General features: G+C 72.1%; 12 protein-coding genes. 8 read left to right on the top strand and 4 right to left on the bottom strand.

Annotated features, from left to right (window positions below; all coding sequences use genetic code 11):
• Positions 1-7 precede the first annotated feature (7 nt).
• Complete coding sequence (gene gatB, locus ACFYOY_RS00970; protein WP_351880595.1) at positions 8-1513, top strand: Asp-tRNA(Asn)/Glu-tRNA(Gln) amidotransferase subunit GatB; 1506 nt, start codon at positions 8-10, stop codon at positions 1511-1513.
• 88 nt (positions 1514-1601) lie between these two features.
• Here gatB and ACFYOY_RS00965 read toward each other — a convergent pair whose 3' ends face one another.
• The gene (locus ACFYOY_RS00965; RefSeq protein ID WP_388584000.1) at positions 1602-3092 is read right to left on the bottom strand and encodes a M81 family metallopeptidase; all 1491 of its coding nucleotides are present in this window, start codon (positions 3090-3092) and stop codon (positions 1602-1604) included.
• A gap of 128 nt (positions 3093-3220) precedes the next feature.
• On the opposite strand from ACFYOY_RS00965, the gene ACFYOY_RS00960 reads away from it, so the two are divergent.
• The 3 genes from ACFYOY_RS00960 to ACFYOY_RS00950 all read left to right on the top strand — a co-directional run bounded on the left by ACFYOY_RS00960 (position 3221) and on the right by ACFYOY_RS00950 (position 9163).
• The gene (locus ACFYOY_RS00960) at positions 3221-5548 is read left to right on the top strand and encodes an MMPL family transporter (protein WP_351880601.1); all 2328 of its coding nucleotides are present in this window, start codon (positions 3221-3223) and stop codon (positions 5546-5548) included.
• A gap of 149 nt (positions 5549-5697) precedes the next feature.
• Positions 5698-5889: a hypothetical protein gene (locus tag ACFYOY_RS00955; protein ID WP_351880604.1), complete on the top strand. Its 192-nt coding sequence runs from the start codon at positions 5698-5700 to the stop codon at positions 5887-5889.
• A 112-nt stretch (positions 5890-6001) separates the two neighbouring features.
• Complete coding sequence (locus ACFYOY_RS00950; protein ID WP_388584562.1) at positions 6002-9163, top strand: AAA family ATPase; 3162 nt, start codon at positions 6002-6004, stop codon at positions 9161-9163.
• A gap of 147 nt (positions 9164-9310) precedes the next feature.
• On the opposite strand, the gene ACFYOY_RS00945 is transcribed toward ACFYOY_RS00950, so the two are convergent.
• The 3 genes from ACFYOY_RS00945 to ACFYOY_RS00935 all read right to left on the bottom strand — a co-directional run bounded on the left by ACFYOY_RS00945 (position 9311) and on the right by ACFYOY_RS00935 (position 11937).
• Positions 9311-9478 carry a DUF6191 domain-containing protein gene (locus ACFYOY_RS00945; RefSeq protein ID WP_165449194.1) on the bottom strand — a complete coding sequence of 56 codons (168 nt, stop codon included), beginning with the start codon at positions 9476-9478 and terminating at the stop codon, positions 9311-9313.
• Positions 9479-9643: 165 nt separating this feature from the next.
• Positions 9644-10819 carry a PQQ-dependent sugar dehydrogenase gene (locus ACFYOY_RS00940; protein WP_351880607.1) on the bottom strand — a complete coding sequence of 392 codons (1176 nt, stop codon included), beginning with the start codon at positions 10817-10819 and terminating at the stop codon, positions 9644-9646.
• 119 nt (positions 10820-10938) lie between these two features.
• A complete protein-coding gene (locus ACFYOY_RS00935) occupies positions 10939-11937 on the bottom strand; it encodes an aldo/keto reductase (RefSeq protein ID WP_351880610.1) in 999 nt (332 codons plus the stop codon).
• Between the two features lie 76 nt (positions 11938-12013).
• Between ACFYOY_RS00935 and ACFYOY_RS00930 the strand changes: the two genes are divergently transcribed.
• The 4 genes from ACFYOY_RS00930 (at position 12014) to ilvN (ending at position 18914) form a co-directional block, all read left to right on the top strand.
• Complete coding sequence (locus tag ACFYOY_RS00930; protein WP_208905711.1) at positions 12014-13012, top strand: 2-hydroxyacid dehydrogenase; 999 nt, start codon at positions 12014-12016, stop codon at positions 13010-13012.
• 346 nt (positions 13013-13358) lie between these two features.
• On the top strand, positions 13359-16280 hold the full coding sequence (locus tag ACFYOY_RS00925; RefSeq protein WP_388583994.1) for a putative bifunctional diguanylate cyclase/phosphodiesterase: 2922 nt from the start codon (positions 13359-13361) through the stop codon (positions 16278-16280).
• A 224-nt stretch (positions 16281-16504) separates the two neighbouring features.
• On the top strand, positions 16505-18355 hold the full coding sequence (locus ACFYOY_RS00920; RefSeq protein WP_351880616.1) for an acetolactate synthase large subunit: 1851 nt from the start codon (positions 16505-16507) through the stop codon (positions 18353-18355).
• Between the two features lie 34 nt (positions 18356-18389).
• Positions 18390-18914 carry an acetolactate synthase small subunit gene (ilvN, locus tag ACFYOY_RS00915; protein ID WP_037948468.1) on the top strand — a complete coding sequence of 175 codons (525 nt, stop codon included), beginning with the start codon at positions 18390-18392 and terminating at the stop codon, positions 18912-18914.
• Positions 18915-18943 lie beyond the last annotated feature (29 nt).

Here is an 18943-nt window from a genome sequence, read left to right as displayed (position 1 = left end):
TTTTTCCGTGACCGTCACTGAACTGGTGTCGTACGAGGACGCCCTGGCCGCCTACGACCCCGTGATGGGGCTCGAGGTGCATGTCGAGCTCGGCACCAAGACCAAGATGTTCTGCGGGTGCTCCACGGCGCTGGGCGCCGAGCCCAACACGCAGACCTGCCCCACCTGCCTCGGCCTGCCCGGCTCGCTCCCGGTGGTCAACGCGACCGGCGTCGAGTCCGCCATCAAGATCGGGCTCGCGCTCAACTGCGAGATCGCCGAATGGTGCCGCTTCGCCCGGAAGAACTACTTCTATCCGGACATGCCGAAGAACTTCCAGACGTCGCAGTACGACGAGCCGATCGCCTACAACGGCTATCTGGACGTCGAAGTCGACGGGGAGGTCTTCCGCGTCGAGATCGAGCGCGCCCATATGGAGGAGGACACCGGCAAGTCCACCCATGTGGGTGGCGCGACCGGCCGTATCCATGGCGCTCAGCACTCCCTGCTCGACTACAACCGGGCCGGTATCCCGCTGATCGAGATCGTCACCAAGCCGATCGTCGGTGCCGGGGAGAAGGCCCCGGAGGTCGCCAAGGCGTATGTGACCGAGCTGCGCGAGCTCATCAAGTCGCTCGGGGTCTCCGAGGCGCGGATGGAAATGGGCCAGATGCGCTGCGATGTGAACCTGTCGCTGCGCCCGCACGGCGTCGAGAAGTTCGGCACCCGCTCCGAGACCAAGAACGTCAACTCGCTGCGGTCGGTCGAGCGGGCGGTGCGCTTCGAGGTCCAGCGCCATGCCGCGGTGCTGGGCGACGGTGGCACGATCATCCAGGAGACCCGTCACTTCCACGAGGAGGACGGCTCCACGACCTCCGGCCGGGTCAAGGAGGAGGCGGAGGACTACCGCTACTTCCCCGAGCCCGACCTGGTGCCGGTCGCCCCGTCCCGTGCCTGGGTGGAGGAGCTGCGCGGTGGGCTTCCCGAGCTGCCGCGGGTGTACCGCAACCGGCTGCGCGAGGAGTGGGGCCTGTCCCGGCACGAGATGCAGTCGGTGCTCAACGCGGGCGCGATCGACCTGATCACCGCCACCATCGACGAGGGCGCCCCGGCCGACCAGGCCCGTAAGTGGTGGATGGGCGAGCTGGCCCGTCGCGCCAACGAGGACGGTGTGGAGCTCGCGGCACTGCCGATCACCCCGACGCAGGTCGCCCGGGTGTGCGCGCTGGTCAAGGAGGGTTCGCTCAACGACAAGCTGGCCCGCCAGACGATCGAAGGCGTCCTCGCGGGCGAGGGCGGCCCGGACGAGGTCGTCGCCAAGCGCGGCCTGAAGGTCGTCTCGGACGAGGGTGCGCTCGGCACCGCCGTGGACGAGGCGATCGCGGCCAACGCGGCCATCGCCGACAAGATCCGCGGCGGCAAGGTCGCGGCGGCGGGTGCGCTGGTCGGCGCGGTCATGAAGGCCACGCGCGGCCAGGCGGACGCGGCGCGGGTGCGTGAGCTGATCCTGGAGAAGCTGGGCGTCGAGGGCTGACGCTCGTTCCTGGGTCCGTGACGGCGGCGGGGTGCGCGAGAGCGCACCCCGCCGCCGTCGTGTGTGCCCACCGCCGTCTCATGTATCGCTAGAGCAGCAGCGGCTCCAGATGCGGGACCTCGAACCCCTCGTCGTCGAACGGGTACAGCGGCCGTTCGAGGCGCCGGTGGCCCAGCCGCGCCAGATCCTGGTCGACGCCGCCGGGGGTGAGCGCGAGCCGCCAGTCCGCCGCCAGCTCATACAGCTCGGGCTCCAGATAGCCGATCTTGACGACGACGAGGTCATGGCCGCGCGGGTCCAGCTCGCCGAAGTCGGCCAGGGTGTGGAACGGTTTGCGGCGGCTGACCAGGACCACCGTGACGCCCCCGCGCCGTACCGCCGCGAGGTCCCCGCCGACCGGGTCGTCCCGGCGCAGGGCGATCACCTCGCCGGTCAGGTCGCAGGGCTCGGCGTGGTCCGCCGTCCCCCGGCTGATCCCGCCGCCGACGCGGAGCCGGACCGTCGCGCCCGGCCCGGCGGCGAAGCACTCCGCGACAGCCGCCGGATCGGTGATCCCGGTGTGCAGGGCGGTGGCGCGGCCGGCCGCCAGATCCTCGTTGGCCAGCAGCCGGCCGAGCATATAGGCGAGGTCCCCGGCGCCTCCGGCCGTGGGATTGTCGCCGGAGTCGCTGATCAGGAAGGGGCGGGCGGAGGAGGCGACGGCCTCGGCGATGCACGCGTCGGCGCCGCCGGCGGGGCCGACGAAGGCGAAGTCGCGGCGCATATCCCAGTACTCGCGGGCCAGGGAGCGGGTCTGCTCGACCGCGAGCACGGGGTCGTCGCCGGTCACCACCACGGCCGCCCGGCAGCGCGGCTCGTCCGCCCAGGCGTAGCCCACCCAGATGGCCGCGTCCAAGACACCGCCCATCGCCTCCACGGCAGCCAGCCGCTCGTACAGCGACTTGGCGGGCTCCAGACGGGTGCTGGTGCGCTCACCGGGCAGCAGCACCGGGATCTGCACCCAGGCCAGATGCGGGCGGCCCCGGCCGGAGTCGAGGCGCTCCACCAGCTTGCGGGCGGCGCGCTCGCGGGTCTCCCAGGCGTCCTCGTGCGGGGCGAGACGGTGGGCGGTGAGCAGATCGAGCCGGCCGGCGAAGCGGCGGGAGACATTGCCGTGCGGGTCCATGGCGGCGGAGATCAGCGCGTCGGGCCCGATCGCTTCCCGTACGGCCTCGGTGAGATCGCCCTCGGCGTCCTCCAGGCCCACCACGCTCATCGCGCCGTGGATGTCGTACACCAGCCCGTCGAGCGGACCGGCCCGGCGCAGCCGCTCGATCAGCTCGCCCTTGATCCGGTCGTAGGTATCGCGCTCGACCGGGCCGCCGGGGAGCGCGACGGCGTGGAGAAGGGGCACCCACTCGGCGCGCGCGGCCAGATCGCCGTCCGGCCGGGTCCAGGCGTAGCGGTCCAGCAGCTCCGCGTCGCGGGTGACGCGGAAGTCGTCGTAGGCGGTGCGGTGCGGGCTGAAGGTGCTGGACTCGATGTGCATACCGCCGATGCCGATACGCGGGCGGCGGCCTCGGGACGCGGCAGGAGTCATGCTCTCCGACTTCCCGCTCATTCATGTGGTGAAGCCCACAAACGGGACAAAGGATCTTATCCGCCTGACAGAGTGCTCAGGTCACAACCACATTACGCCGCCCCTGGCGCCCGAACCGGAAGGCAGCCATGGCCGCACTCGCCCGCTGGTGTCTCAGGCGCCGCGCCCTCGTCATCGCGCTGTGGCTGGCGGCCTTCGCGGGGGTCGCCGCGGCGGCGGCCGTGACCGGGTCCGCGTACTCGAACGACTACGACATCCCCGGCACCGACTCCTCCAAGGTCTCCGCCCTGCTGGAGCGGCGGCTGCCGGACCGGGCGGGGGACAGCGACACCATCGTCTGGCACACCGAGGGCGGCGCGGGCACCGTACGCGCGCCGGAGGTCGAGCGGCGGATGACGGCGGCGCTGCGGCAGGTCGCGGACCTGCCCGGCGTCGCCTCCGTGACCGGCCCCTACGGCTCCGGTGACACCAGCCGGATCAGCGCCGACCAGCGCACCGCCTACGCCACCGTGGTCTTCCGTGAACCCGCCGCCGACCTGGGTGAGGCGGAGGTCCGCCGGGTGCTGGACACGGCGCGCTCCGCCGCCTTGGGGGCCGGGGGCCTGGAGGTCGAGATGGGCGGTGCGGGCGCCGGACTCACCGAGCGGACCGGACCCGCCCATCTGAGCGAGGCCATCGGGGTCGGCGTGGCCGCCGTGGTCCTCTTCCTCGCCTTCGGCTCGCTCGCGGCGACGCTGCTGCCGATCGCCACCGCGCTCATCGGCGTCGGCACCGCGTACGCGGCCATCGGGCTGCTCGGCCACGCCATGACCATCGCCGACTTCGCGCCCATGCTCGGCATGCTGATCGGCCTCGGGGTGGGGATCGACTACGCGCTGTTCATCGTCACCCGGCACCGCAGGGGGCTGCGGCGCGGGCTGACCGTCGAACAGGCCGCACAGCGCGCGGTGGTCACCTCGGGGCGCGCGGTGGTCTTCGCGGGGGCGACCGTCTGTCTCGCGCTCCTCGGCATGCTGGTCCTGCGGCTGTCCTTCCTCAACGGGGTGGCGGTCGCGGCGGCGCTCACCGTCGCCCTTACGGTCGCCGCCTCGCTCACCCTGCTGCCCGCGCTGCTCGGCCTGATCGGCATGCGGGCCCTGAGCCGGCGGGAGCGCAGACGGCTCGCCGAGCGGGGGCCGGAATCCACGGCGACCAACGGCCTGTGCGCCCGCTGGGCGGTCTGCGTCGAACGCCGCCCCAAGCTGCTGGGCGCGGCCGCGGCTGCCCTCATCGCGCTGCTCGCGCTCCCCACCTTCTCGCTCCACCTGGGCACCTCGGATCAGGGCAACGGCCCCTCGGCCTCGACCACGCGACGGGCGTACGACCTGCTGGCCGACGGGTTCGGGCCGGGTTTCAACGGGCCGTTGACGCTGATGGGCAGCATCGACGGGGCCGACGACCGTATGGCCTTCACCCAACTGCCCGAGGTCCTGCGCACCATCGACGGGGTCGCCTCGGTGAGCGCCGCTGACCTGGGCGGGGGCGGCGACACCGGCGTCATCACGGTCGTCCCCACGACGGCACCGCAGTCGCGGGCCACCTCCGACCTCGTCGGACGGCTGCGCGCCGAGGTGCTGCCCCGGGCCGAGGAGGGCAGCTCGCTTCGGGTGTACGTCGGCGGGCTGACCGCGGGCTACGACGACTTCGCCGCGGTGATCGTCAGCAAGTTGCCGCTGTTCGTGGGGGTGGTGGTGGCGCTGGGATGCGCGCTGTTGCTGCTCGCGTTCCGCAGCATCGGCATCCCGATCAAGGCGGCGGTCATGAATGTGGCCGCCGTCGCGTCGTCCTTCGGCGTGGTGGTCGCGATCTTCCAATGGGGCTGGGGGAGTGAACTGCTGGGGCTGGGCAGGGCGGGCCCGATCGAGCCCTTCCTGCCGGTGATCATGGTGTCGGTGCTCTTCGGGCTCTCCATGGACTACCAGGTCTTCCTGGTCAGCCGGATGTACGAGGAGTGGCGGCGCACCCGCGACAACCGCACCGCGGTCCGGGTGGGGCTCGCCGAGACCAGCCGGGTCATCAACTCCGCGGCCGTCATCATGATCGCGGTCTTCTCGGCGTTCGTGCTCAGCGGTGACCGGATCATCGCCATGTTCGGCATCGGGCTGGCGGCCGCGGTCGCCCTGGACGCCTTCGTCCTCCGTACGCTCCTGGTGCCCGCGCTGATGCATCTGCTCGGGGGCGCCAACTGGTGGCTGCCGGGCTGGCTGGAGCGGCTGCTGCCGAAGATCAGCATCGAGGCGGAGGGCGACGGAGAGGGCGACACGGAGGGCGGCGGCGAGGGACGGGCGTCCGGACCGGTGCCGGTGCCGGCGTCGCTGCCGGGACAGTCGGGGAGCGGGGCGGCGCGGGCCGGTACGGCACGGTCGCCGGTTCCCCAAGGAGCCTCCTCTGCCCCTAAGGACCCGTCTCTGTCCTAAGGACCTTCCGCAGGCTTCCTCAGCCGTGCGGGCAGAGTGCCTAAGGCCCTGGGCGGAGCGAAGATCGGGCAGCCTCCCGATGTGCCGGACCCTCCTGCGCGACGAGAGTGGACCCATTCCACGAAACCCGCGTCACCAGGGAGAACACCATGCTGCACCACGAGTTGCACCGGATCCGCGAGGCCGAACTGCTGCGGGAGGCCGCCGCCCACCGGCGGGTCAGGGAGGCGGTGGAGGAGTCCGGCGGCCGGTCGGCGGAGCGTGAGTCCGGAGGGCGGGTGAGGCCGGTCCGGCGGTGGCGCGGCCATCGCTCACCACGGTCGTACCGCACGGTGGCTTGAGGGAGGCCGGGCCGTGCGGCTCGTCATGGGTGCCGGGGCAGGCGCTGAGGTAGCGGGAGCCGGGGCGGCGGGGACCGGAAAAGCCGGTGCCGCGGTGTCAGTGCCCTATGCGATGCTCGACGACGTGTTCACCACGTCTGTCAGCCCGGTGTTCGTCGGTCGTGCCCAGGAGTTGGCAAGCCTCGAGGACGCGCTGGCCCGCGCCACCGCGGGCGAGCCGCAGGTGCTGCTGGTCGGTGGGGAGGCGGGGGTCGGCAAGACCCGGCTCATCGACGAGTTCCTGGCCTCGGCCGTGGCCGCGGGGGCCGTCGCGGCGGTCGGCGGCTGTGTGGAAATGGGGGCCGACGGGCTGCCGTTCGCGCCCGTGTCCACCGTGCTGCGCTCACTGCGCCGCAAACTGGGCACCGAGCTGGACGGGGCCGCCGCCGGGCAGGAGGGCGAACTGGCCCGGCTGTTGCCCGAGTTGGGCGAGACCGACCGCGCGTCCCACGACGGGGACGGCCGGGCCCGGCTGTTCGAGCTCACCGTCCGGCTGCTGGAGCGGCTGGCCGCGGAGCGCACCCTCGTCGTCGCCATCGAGGATCTGCACTGGGCCGACCGCTCCACCCGCGAACTGCTCGGCTATCTCTTCCGCTCGCTGCTCAGCGCCCGGCTGCTGGTCGTGGCCACCTACCGCTCCGACGACATCCACCGCCGCCACCCGCTGCGCCCCTTCCTCGCCGAGGTGGACCGGATGCGCGAGGTGCGGCGCATCGAGGTGTCCCGCTTCACCCGGGGCGAGGTGCACGCCCAGCTCACCGGGATCAACGGGGCCGAGCCGGAGCGCGACCTGGTCGACCGGATCTTCAAGCGCAGCGACGGCAACGCCTTCTTCGTGGAGGAGATCGCCCGTTCCCTCAACGAGGGCTGCAGCACCGGGCTCAGCGAATCCCTGCGCGATCTGCTGCTGGTGCGGGTCGAGGCGCTGCCCGAGGAGGCCCAGGGGGTGGTGCGCATCCTCGCCGAGGGCGGCTCCTGTGTGGAGTACGAACTGCTGCGGGCGGTCGCCCGGCTGGGCGAGGACGAGCTGATCGACGCGCTACGGGCCGCGGTCGGGGCGAACATCCTGCGCCCCACGGCCGACGACAGTGGCTACCGCTTCCGGCATGCCCTGGTGCGCGAGGCCGTCGTCGACGATCTGCTGCCCGGGGAGCGCTCCCGGCTCAACCGGCGCTTCGCGCAGGCCCTGGAGGCCGAGCCCGCGCTGGTGCGGGCCGATGAGCGGGCCGCCCGGCTGGCCAGCTACTGGTACCACGCACACGACCCCGCCAAGGCCTTGCCCGCCGTGCTCCAGGCGTCCGTCGACGCCCGGCGGCGGTACGCCCACGCGGAGCAGCTGCGGCTGCTGGAGCGGGCCATGGAGCTGTGGGAGGACGCTCCCGAGGAGATACGGGAGGCGCAGCGGCCCGTGGACTACGCCGAGGTGTATCCCGCCTGCGGCTGTGAGGACCAGGCGCTGCGCCAGCTCGATCTGCTCGCCGAGGTGGTGGTGGCCGCGCATATGTCCGGGCAGCGGGAGCGGGCGCTGGCTGTCGCCAAGCGGGCACTGCGGGCGCTGGACGGAAGCGGTCATGACCCCTTGCGGGCCGCCTGGTTCTGGACCCAGCAGTCCAAGCTGATGGAGGGCCTGGCACGCGGGGACGGCTGGGCGGAGCTGAGCCGTGCCCAGGAGCTGGTGCGCGGGCTGCCGCCGTCCCCCGTGCACGCCGATGTCATGGCGCAGGTGGCGGGCTGGACGATGACGCATCGGCCCGGGCCGGAGGGCCTGGCGGCCGCCGAACGGGCGGTGGAGCTGGCCCGGATGGTCGGCGCCGAGAGCACGGAGCTGAACGCCCGGCTGACGCTGGGCTACTTCACCGGTGACTCCGGCGACACCGAGCGCGGGCTGGCCGAGATGCGCGAGGTCTGCAGGCGGGCCGTGGCCCTCGGCGACATCAGCGTCCTGGGGCGGTGCTATGTCAATCTCGCCTCGGCGCTGGAGGGGGTCGGCCGGTCGGCCGAGGCGGTGGAGACCGCCGAGGAGGGCGCCCGGATCCTGGACCGCGTCGGCCTGGTCGACTCCCGGGCCTGGGTGTACGGGAATCTGGCCGAGTCGCTGTTCTCCCTGGGCCGCTGGGCCGAGGCGGAGGCGGCGGCCCAGAAGACCCGGCGGCTCGCCCTCGGCACCAAGCCGCACGGCACCGCCGCCAACCGGCTCGCCCAACTGGCGCTGGCGCGCGGCGAATGGGACACGGCGGAGCGCGAGCTGGCCGCCGCCCGGGAGCACTACGGCGCCCACAACACCGAGCCGCAGTACACCCTCCAGGTCGCGGGCCGGGTCATCGAACTCGCGGCGGCGCGCGGCCGGATCCTGGAGGTCCGGGCCGTGCTGGACCAGGTCGTGGAGGCCGGTTTCCCGCCCGGGATACAGCGCTACGCCTGGCCGCTGCTGTACACGGCCGCCGCGGCCGAGTCGGCCGCACGCGGACTGCCCACGGCCGAGCCGGGCCGGGGCGAGGCGCTGGCCCGCCTCCGGGCCGCCGCGAAGCGGGTGGCGCAGCCCGTGCCGGTATGGCGGGCCTACGCGGCGATGCTCCAGGCCGAACTGGAGCGCGCCGAGGGCCGGGACCGGCCCGACCTCTGGGCCGAGGCCACGGACGCCTTCGCCGCGCTGGACCGCCCGTATCCGCTGGCCCGCGCCCGTCACCGCTGGGCGGAGGCGCTGCTCACCCCGGGCCAGGGCGCCCCGGCCCAGACCGATCGCGAGCACGCCGCCGAACTGCTCGTCCAGGCGCATGCCGTGGCCGACTGGCTGGGCGCGCGCCCGCTGCGCGAGGAGATCGAGCTGCTGGCCCGGCGCGCCCGGCTGCCCCTGACGTCCGCCACGACCCGCCCCGTGCTCGACGCGTCCCTGCCCCGCACCCCCGCACTGCCCCCGGCCCCGGGCTCCCGGACTCCGGGCTCTCCGGCCCCAGGTGCCCAGGCTCCCAGCTCTCCGGTCCCTGCAGCCGAGCCCGCCGATCCGGCCGAGGAACTGGGGCTGACACCCCGGGAGCGGGATGTGCTGCGGCTGGTCGCCGCGGGGCGCAGCAATCGCCAGATCGCCGGGGAGCTCTTCATCTCGCCCAAGACGGCGAGCGTCCATGTCTCCAACATCCTGGCCAAGCTGGGCGTCTCGGGCCGGGGCGAGGCGGCCGCCGTGGCCCATCGGCTGCGGCTGGTGGACGGCCTGACCGACGGCGCGGTGGCGCGCTGAGCGCGTGACAGGAGGCGCGGGGTGCCGGGATGGGCGGGCCGGCGGGACGCGCCCTGACGGGGTTCGCGGGGCGTTGACCGGACGCACGAGGCGCTGACCGGAGGCGCGGTGCTCACAGCCCGCGCTGCGCGCTGACCGTCCGCCGGGTCAGCCCTCTTCGCGGGGCCGGATCACCACCCGGCCGGAGTCAAGGTCCACAGGGCCCTTCCCCGGGTCGCTGCTGCCCGTCTCGTCGAGCGTGTACTCCAGCCGGTTGCGCTCTTCCTCGGTGTGCTTGCGGCCGGGCGCGAACAGCTCCTCGATGAGGTTGAACATGACGACCCCCGTAGGCGTGCGGCTGCTGCCAGTGTAGGCAGACCGCTCACAGAACGGGCACGCCGCGACATGTCCGCCGAACTCGATGCCATGATCGGCCGGTTCACCCTCCCCTCAGCGCCCCTCAGCGGACTCCCTCTCCGCTCAGCGGACCTCACGCTCCCCTCAGCGGACCTCCAGCCGCAGGATCCGGTCGTCCTGCTGACCCGGCTTGCCACGCCCATCGGTATTGCTCGTCGTCAGCCACAGCCCCCCGTCGTCCGCCGCCACCACGCTGCGCAGCCGTCCGTACTTCCCGTGCAGGAACGACTGCGGCTTCGCCACCGGCTTGTCGCCCTTCAGCGGAATGCGCCACAGCCGCTCACCGCGCAGCCCCGCCATCCAGATCGAGCCCTTGGCGAAGGCGATTCCGCTCGGCGAGGCGTCCTCGGGCTTCCACTGCTCGACCGGATCGACAAAGCCCTTCTTACCGGCCCGGCCCTCGACCTCCGGCCAGCCGTAGTTCTTGCCCGGCTCGATCGGATTGAGCTCGTCCCAGGTGTCCTGGCCGAACTCGGAGGCCCACAGCCGCTTGTCCGCATCCCAGGCCAGGCCCTGCACATTGCGGTGACCCCAGGAGTAGACGACCGATTGGGCGTCCGGATTGCGGGGCGCGGGCTCGCCGTCCGGGGTCATCCGCAGGATCTTGCCGCCGAAGGAGTCCATGTCCTGGGCGAGCCCGCGGTCACCGCTTTCTCCCGTGCCCGCGTAGAGCATCTTGTCCGGGCCGAAGGCGATGCGGCCGCCGTTGTGGATCGTGCCCTTGGGGATGCCCTTGAAGATCGTGTCCGGGGCGCCCAGCTGATCGCCCGCGGGGCGCTTGTCGTCGTACACCATGCGGACGATGCGGTTGTCCGAGTCGGTGGTGAAGTACGCGTAGACCATGTGGTCCGCGCCGAAGTCGGAGGAGACCGCCAGCCCCAGCAGCCCGCCCTCACCGGCGGCGGAGACGCCCGGGACGGACCCCACCTCGGTCTTCTTCCCGCTGTCCGCCGAGACCTTGAAGATCTTTCCGGTGTCCCGTGAGGAGACCAGCAGGTCCCCGCCGGGCAGCGGCGCGAGCCCCCAGGGGGAGTCCAGCTTCGTGGTGAGCGTGCGCACCACCTTCACCGAGCCCTTCGCGGGCGCCGCGGACTCCGTCGGCGAGGGCGCGCCCGAGGAGGAGCCCCCGCCGCCCGGCTTCGAGGGTGCGGACGAGCGGCCGCCCGGTCTGGTGATGCTGTCGCCGTCGGACGAGCAGCCCGCCACGAGCAACACGGCGGCAGCGGCGGCGAGTACAGAGGTCACGCGAGGACGTGGCACGGTCGGATTCCTCTCGATGGGCACGTGTGCCGCGGCACGGCACTGATTCTTATACACCGCTGCCTCGCGCCGGGTTCCCCTCCCCGAACCGGGCCCGGGCCGGAGCCCGCACGCGGCACTCAGTCCCACGACCCCCGCGCCGGCGGCAGCTCCGCGATCTCCGCGAGGTCCTCGTGCGAGAGCGGCACATCGGCCGCCGCGCAGTTCTCCGCGGCCCACCGCTCCCGCTTCGTCCCCGGCACCGGCACCACATGCGGCCCCTGCGCCAGCAGCCAGGCCAGGGCCACCTGCGCCGGCGTCACCTCGTCCCCGTGCCGCTGGGCGACCCGTCGCAGACCGGCCACGATCGGCTGGTTCGCGGCCATCATCTCCGCCGTGAACCGCGGATGCCGGGCCCGCATGTCGTCCGGCTCGAAGCCCTGCCCCGGGGTCAGCGTCCCGCTCAGGAAGCCGTTGCCGAGCGGCATCGCCGCCAGGAAGCCCACCCCGCGCGAGGCGCACCACGGCACCAGCGCCTCCAGCGCATCGGGCGACCACACCGACAACTCCGCCTGTACACAGCTGACCGGAAAGACCTGCTGGACCCGCTCCAGTTGGCGCACCGTGGCGTCGTGCATGCGCGCGCCCACCCTCCGCTGCGCTCGCGCACCAACGGCGCACAGCCCCAGCGCCCGCACCTTCCCGGCCGCGACCAGCTCCGCCATCGCACCCCAGGTCTCCTCTATGGGCACCTCCGGGTCGGCCCGGTGCAGCTGATAGAGGTCGATCACATCGGTCTGCAGCCGGCGCAGCGAGGCGTCGCAGGCCCGTTTCACATAGCCGGGCCGCCCGTTGGCCACGATGTGCTGGTCGCCCACCAGCAGCCCGCATTTGGTGGACACAAACGCGTCCGCCCGCCGCTCCTTGAGCACCCGCCCCACCAGCAGCTCATTGGTGAAGGGGCCGTACATGTCCGCGGTGTCCAGCAGGCTCGCGCCCGAGTCGAGCGCGGTGTGCACGGCGCGCACCGAAGTCTCGCCACTGCGCTGCGAAGCGGTGTACGCCCAGCTCATCGGCATGCATCCCAGGCCGATCGCACCCACTTCGAGCGCCGCCGCTCCGATTATCCTGCGCTTCACCTCGCCTGATCCCTCCCGTTCCCTCGGACCCCAAACTAACCTCTGCGGGCTGCCGGTGATCGCATAGCCTCCTGGCATGAGTGCAGATCACAGCGATACGTTCCGCCAGCACGATGCGACTCAGGGTTCATCCGAAGCGCGCGACCTGGTGTGGCTGCCCATCCCGCCCGAGGAGATCGACGGCCTGCCCGACACCCTCGAATACGCCCACTGGGACGGCGGCCCCGACTTCCCCACCGATCCGGCGCGTTGCGCGTTCTACTGCGTCCCGTACATGAAGCCGCCGCAGGTGTGCACCCGCCCGCTGCCGGCCATGACCAACCTGCGGGTGGTGCAGACCCTCACCGCCGGAATAGACCACATCAAGCCCGCGCTGGCGGACCTCGCGCCCGGGGTGCGGCTGTGCAACGCGCGCGGGGTGCACGACGCGAGCACCGCCGAGCTCGCCCTCACCCTCATCCTGGCCTCGCTGCGCGGTATCCCCGACTTCGTCCGGGGCCAGGACGCCGAGGAGTGGCGCTCCGGCTTCCGCCCCGCGCTCGCCGACAAGTCCGTACTGATCGTCGGCTACGGGGCCATCGGCAGCGCGATCGAGGACCGGCTTGTGCCCTTTGAGTGCGAGCGGGTGGCGCGCGTCGCGCGCTCCCCGCGCACGACCGAGCGCGGCCCGGTGCATCCGATCGACGAACTGCCCCGATTGCTTCCGGAAGCCGATGTGGTGGTGCTGGTGACCCCGCTCACCGAGGCCACCCGCGGCCTGGCCGGGGCGGAGTTCCTGTCGCGGATGAAGGACGGGGCGCTGCTGGTGAACGTCTCCCGTGGTGGGGTGGTGGACACCAAGGCCCTGCTCACCGAGGTGGAGTCGGGCCGGCTGCGGGCCGCGCTCGATGTGACCGACCCCGAACCACTGCCCGCCGGGCATCCGCTGTGGCACGCTCCAGGGGTGCTCATCTCCCCGCATGTGGGCGGCCCCACGTCGGCCTTCCTCCCGCGCGCCAAGCGGCTGTTGAGGGATCAGCTGAACCGCTTCGCACGCGGCGAGTCGCTGGCACATCTCGTCGCCACGACGGGGTAGACATGCCTCTGGCACCACATACAGGCACCGATTGACTCCACTGCGTATATACAACGCCGTAGTCGGTTACGGACCGTAGATGGCCTATGTCCCTGAGTGACCAGTCTGGTGTATCGTCCCGAGCGGGGGCTGCGCCACTGACCTGACGGCGTCAGCGTTGGACCGGAACTCGAGGGGGGCGACGGGCGATGTATGGCCGATGGACCGACAACCCGACGCAGCTCAGGCGTCGACCGCGACATTTCCGCGCAGCCGCGCGGATCTCCAACTCGATGAGGCCCGCGGGGATACCGCTCCCGGGGTCCCCGCGGCGCCAGTGGTCCGCCACGCAGTGGATGGCAGTCCAGTGAGCGCCACGGGAGCGGTGCTCGCCCGGCCGTCGGTCTCCGGCGGCGGTGCCGGGCTGTTACCGCAAGTGGTCCTCGCCCTGGTCTGTGGCGGTTATGCGGCGGGTGCGGTCCTCGGCTGGGGTTCGTCCCAACTCGCACTCTTCATGGGTGACTTCGGACTGAGCGCGGCAGCGCTCGCCGCCGCGCTGTCCTGTCTGTGGCACGGCCGCCGGCACGCCGGGCGGCTGCGCCCGGCCTGGCTGCTGTTCGCCGCCTCCTCGGCCATGGCCGCGCTGGGGAACGCCGTATGGGGCTGGTACGAGGTGGTGCTCGGCCGTCCCGTGCCGACCCCGTCGGCCGCCGACTTCTGCTTCCTGCTCTTCGCCCCGCCCGCGATCGTCGGGATGCTGGTGCTCGCCAAGCGCCCCACGAGCCGGGCCCGGTGGATCTGCCTGGGGCTGGACGCCTGGCTGATCGCCGGATCGCTGGTGACCCTCTCCTGGAGCCTCGCACTCGCCCACACCGGGCAGTTCGGCGGGGACGGCGCCTCCGTGGCCCGCGGGGCCCTGGCGCTCGCCTATCCGCTGCTGGACATCGTGCTCGTCAGCATGGTGATCGTGCTCCACTTCCGGCGCTCGACGGGCAACCGCTCCGCGGTCAACACCGCGATCGCGGCCTTCGCGCTCACCGTGCTGTGCGACGCGCTGTTCACCTCACCGCTGCTGCGCGAGCACTACCGCTCGGGGCAGATACTCGACGCCGGATGGTTCGCCGGTTCCGCGCTGCTGGCCTACGCCCCGTGGGTGGCCCGCCGCGAGGCCGTCCAGGAGCCGCCGTCGGCGCGCCGTCCCGCGCAGCAGAGCGTCCCCATCGCGGGCTCGCTCGCCGCACTCGCGCCGTATCTCGCCGCCGCCGTCTGCACCCTGGGGGTCCTGTTCAACGTGATGGACGGCCGGCCGATCGACGGGGTGGTGCTCTCCACCGCCTGCGCGGTCGTGCTCGCGCTCGTCGTCCGACAAGCGATCATGCTGATGGACAACATCAGACTCACCCAGGAGCTCGCCGAGAAGGAGAACCACTTCCGTTCCCTGGTGCAGAGCTCCAGCGATGTGATCATGATCGCCGCACCCACCGGAATCCTGCGCTACGTCAGCCCGGCCGCCACCGGGGTCTACGGCCGCGACGCGGACGAGATGGTCGGCTCCGAGCTGGCCTCCCTCATCCACCCCGAGGACCTCGGATCGGTGGTCCACGAGGTCCGCCGGTTCCTGGCCGCCTCACCGGGCGAGGAGCCCACGACGCGCATCGAGTGCCGCTTCCGCTCCGGCTCCGGTGACTGGCTCAACGTGGAGTCCACGATCAACCGCCACCACGGCGGGCTGATCTTCAACAGCCGCGATGTCACCGAGCGGGTCCGGCTCCAGGCCCAGCTGCAGCACAACGCCGAGCACGACCCGCTCACCGATCTGCCCAACCGCGCCCTGTTCACCCGGCGGGTCCGGCACGCCGTCGGAGGCCGCCGCCGTACGGACGCCGGCACCGCCGTGTTCTTCATCGACCTCGACGGCTTCAAGGCGGTCAACGACACCGTCGGCCACCACGCCGGTGACGAGCTGCTGGTCCAGGCCGCCCGCCGGCTCCAGGAGTCCGTGCGGTCCGGGTCCGGCGACTGCGCGGCCCGGCTCGGGGGCGACGAGTTCGCCGCCCTCATCATCGGCGACGGCGACGGCGCGGGGGACGTGGGCGCCCGCGAGCAGCGCATCATGGAGATCGCCGACCGGCTGCGGGTCCGGCTCTCCCAGCCCTACCGGGTCGAGGGCGGCACCGAGGTCCGCGTGGCCGCCAGCATCGGCGTCGCCTTCGCCGAGCCCGGCACCAGCCCCGGCGCCCTGATGCGCAACGCCGACCTGGCGATGTACCGCGCCAAGGCCGCGGGCAAGAACCGCGTCGAGCTGTACGCACCGCAGATGCAGGCAGAGGTGGCGCGTCGCGCCGAGGTCGCCACCAGACTCCGTGCCGCGCTGCACGACGGGGAGTTCGTGCTGCTGCACCAGCCCGTCGTCGAGCTGACCAGTGGCCGGATCACCGCGGTCGCGGCGCAGGCCCGCTGGCGCTCGGCCCAGGGGATCCTGTTCACCCCCGCCGAGTTCCTCCGGGTCGCCGACAACGGCCGTGGGGGCGGTGAGGACACGGCCCGCACCGCCGAGCTGTCCCGCTGGATGCTGGAGGCGGCCGTCGAACAGGCCGCCCAGCGGCGCCGCGATGGCCACCCGGTCCCGGTCTGCGTACGGCTCCCCGCGAGCCGGCTGGTGGACAAGTCGTTGCCGCCCAAGGTCGTGGAGACCCTGCTGGCCCGCCATGGGTTGCCGTCCGGCGCGCTGATCCTGGAGCTGACCGACAGCGATCCACGGGTGCCGCTCGACGAGCTCGAGCACCGCCTCGGCGCGCTGCGCCGCCTGGGGGTGCGGATCGCCCTCGACGGCTTCGGCAGCGGCTATGCCGCGATCAGGGCGCTGCGCAGGCTCCCCATCGATGTGCTGAAACTGGACCCCGGGCTGGTCGAGGGAGTGGTCGAGTCCTCACGGCTCCACAAGATCACCGCTGGGCTGCTGAGGATCGCCGGAGACCTCGGAATGCAGTCCATCGCAGAGGGGGTGGAGTTGCCCGAGCAGATCGTCACCCTGCGCGGTATGGGATGCACCCACGCCCAAGGGGCGGCCTTCAGCGGACCGCTGGACGAGCACCGGCTGCGCCGGGCCCTGCTGCGCGGCGGCTATCCCGTCCCGCGCTCGGAGCCGCCGCTGCTCGTCGGCGGCGCCCTGCCGATCCGGCACGGCGGTCACACCGGGCATGGCGGCTCTCATGGTCCGCGCCGTACGGAGCCGCACACCCACCCGCCGACCCGCTCAAATACTGAGACGCCCGTCCCACCCACTTGACACCCGATGTGCGCCGGGGGGAGGGTCGGAGCCATGCGCACCCGAATTCTCGTACTTGGACAGCGCGTCGGCTGAGCAGGGCTGGTTGAAGCCCTGCGGACCCTCACCGGCGCGCTCCCCTCGCTTGCCTTACGGCACGAGGGGTTTTTTGTTGCACCGGCACCCGGTGCACCACCCGCCCTCACCCTCCCGCACCGAACCTCATCTTCGAGAAGAGAATGCCGATGACCGAGCAGGCCCCCGGGTCCCATCACCCCCAGCCTCGGCCCCGTAGCGGCGGACCGCAGTCCGCCCCCGTCGAGCACGTCACGGGCGCGCAGTCCCTCATCCGTTCCCTCGAGGAAGTGGGTGCCGACACCGTCTTCGGCATTCCCGGTGGCGCGATCCTCCCCGCCTACGACCCGATGATGGACTCCTCGAAGGTGCGGCACGTGCTCGTCCGCCACGAGCAGGGCGCGGGCCACGCCGCCACCGGCTACGCCCAGGCCACCGGCAAGGTCGGCGTCTGCATGGCGACCTCGGGCCCCGGTGCCACCAACCTGGTCACCCCCATCGCCGACGCGCATATGGACTCGGTCCCGATCGTCGCGATCACCGGCCAGGTGGCCTCCAAGGCCATCGGTACGGACGCCTTCCAGGAGGCGGACATCTGCGGCATCACCATGCCGATCACCAAGCACAACTTCCTGGTCACCAAGGCCGAGGACATCCCGCGCACGATCGCCGAGGCGTTCCACATCGCCTCCACCGGCCGCCCCGGCCCGGTCCTGGTCGACATCGCCAAGGACGCGCTGCAGGCGCAGACCACCTTCTCCTGGCCGGCGCAGACCGATCTGCCCGGCTACCGCCCGGTCACCAAGCCGCATGCCAAGCAGATCCGCGAGGCCGCCCGCCTGATCACCCAGGCCGAGCGCCCGGTGCTGTACGTCGGCGGCGGCGTGATCAAGGCCGGGGCCACCGCCGAGCTGAAGGTGCTGGCGGAGCTGACCGGTGCGCCGGTCACCACCACCCTGATGGCGCTGGGCTCCTTCCCCGACAGCCACCACCTCCACCTGGGCATGCCGGGCATGCACGGCACCGTCGCCGCCGTGACCGCCCTGCAGAAGGCCGATCTGATCGTGGCGCTCGGCGCCCGCTTCGACGACCGCGTCACCGGCAAGCTGGACTCCTTCGCCCCCTACGCCAAGATCGTCCACGCGGACATCGACCCGGCCGAGATCGGTAAGAACCGCGTCGCCGACGTGCCCATCGTCGGAGACGCCCGCGAGGTCATCGCGGACCTGGTCGTCGCCGTCCAGGCCGAGCACGACGCGGGCCGCGCCGGTGACTACTCCGGCTGGTGGGAGGACCTGAACCGGTGGCGGGAGACCTACCCGCTCGGCTACGACCAGCCCGCCGACGGCAGCCTCTCCCCGCAGCAGGTCATCCAGCGGATCGGGCAGCTGGCTCCGGAGGGCACGATCTTCGCCGCGGGCGTCGGCCAGCACCAGATGTGGGCCGCCCACTTCATCGACTACGACACCCCCGCAACCTGGCTGAACTCGGGTGGCGCCGGCACCATGGGCTACGCCGTCCCGGCCGCCATGGGCGCCAAGGCCGGTGCCGAGGGCCGTACGGTCTGGGCGATCGACGGTGACGGCTGCTTCCAGATGACCAACCAGGAGCTGGTCACCTGCGCGCTGAACAACATCCCGATCAAGGTCGCGATCATCAACAACGGCGCGCTGGGCATGGTCCGCCAGTGGCAGACCCTCTTCTACAACCAGCGCTACTCCAACACGGTCCTGCACTCGGGCCCCGACAGCCCCGCCCAGCAGAACGCGGGCACCCGCGTCCCCGACTTCGTGAAGCTCTCCGAGGCCATGGGCTGCGTCGGGCTGCGCTGCGAGGACCCGGCCGACCTCGACGCCGTGATCGAGAAGGCCAACGCGATCAACGACCGCCCGGTGGTCGTGGACTTCATCGTCCACGAGGACGCCATGGTCTGGCCGATGGTCGCGGCCGGCACCTCCAATGACGAGATCCTGGCGGCGCGCGACACCCGCCCGGACTTCGGCGACGGCGAAGACGACTGAGACCAGGACCGAGAGAAGAAGAGAGACCGAGCCCATGTCCAAGCACACGCTCTCCGTCCTGGTGGAGAACACCCCCGGCATCCTCGCCCGGATCGCCGCCCTGTTCTCCCGCCGCGGCTTCAATATCGACTCGCTGGCCGTCGGCGTCACCGAGCACCCCGACATCTCCCGGATCACCATCGTGGTCAATGTCGAGGAGCTGCCGCTGGAGCAGGTCACCAAGCAGCTCAACAAGCTGGTCAATGTGCTGAAGATCGTCGAGCTGGAGGACGGCCAGGCGATTCAGCGGGAGCTCGTCCTGGTGAAGGTCCGCGCCGACAACGAGACCCGCTCCCAGATCGTCGAGATCGTCCAGCTGTTCCGCGCCAAGACCGTGGACGTCTCCCCGGAGGCCGTCACCATCGAGGCCACCGGCAGCAGCGACAAGCTCGAGGCCATGCTCAGGATGCTGGAACCGTACGGCATCAAGGAGCTGGTCCAGTCCGGCACCATCGCCATAGGGCGCGGCGCCCGCTCCATCACCGACCGGAGCCTGCGCGCGCTCGACCGGTCCGCCTGACCCGCCCCACCGGCGGAGACCATGGTCCG

Source organism: Streptomyces sp. NPDC007875, from assembly GCF_042868035.1.
Lineage (GTDB): Bacteria > Actinomycetota > Actinomycetes > Streptomycetales > Streptomycetaceae > Streptomyces > Streptomyces antimycoticus.
Note: the sequence above shows the minus strand (reverse complement) of the source record. Positions and strands in the feature narration are given on the sequence as shown.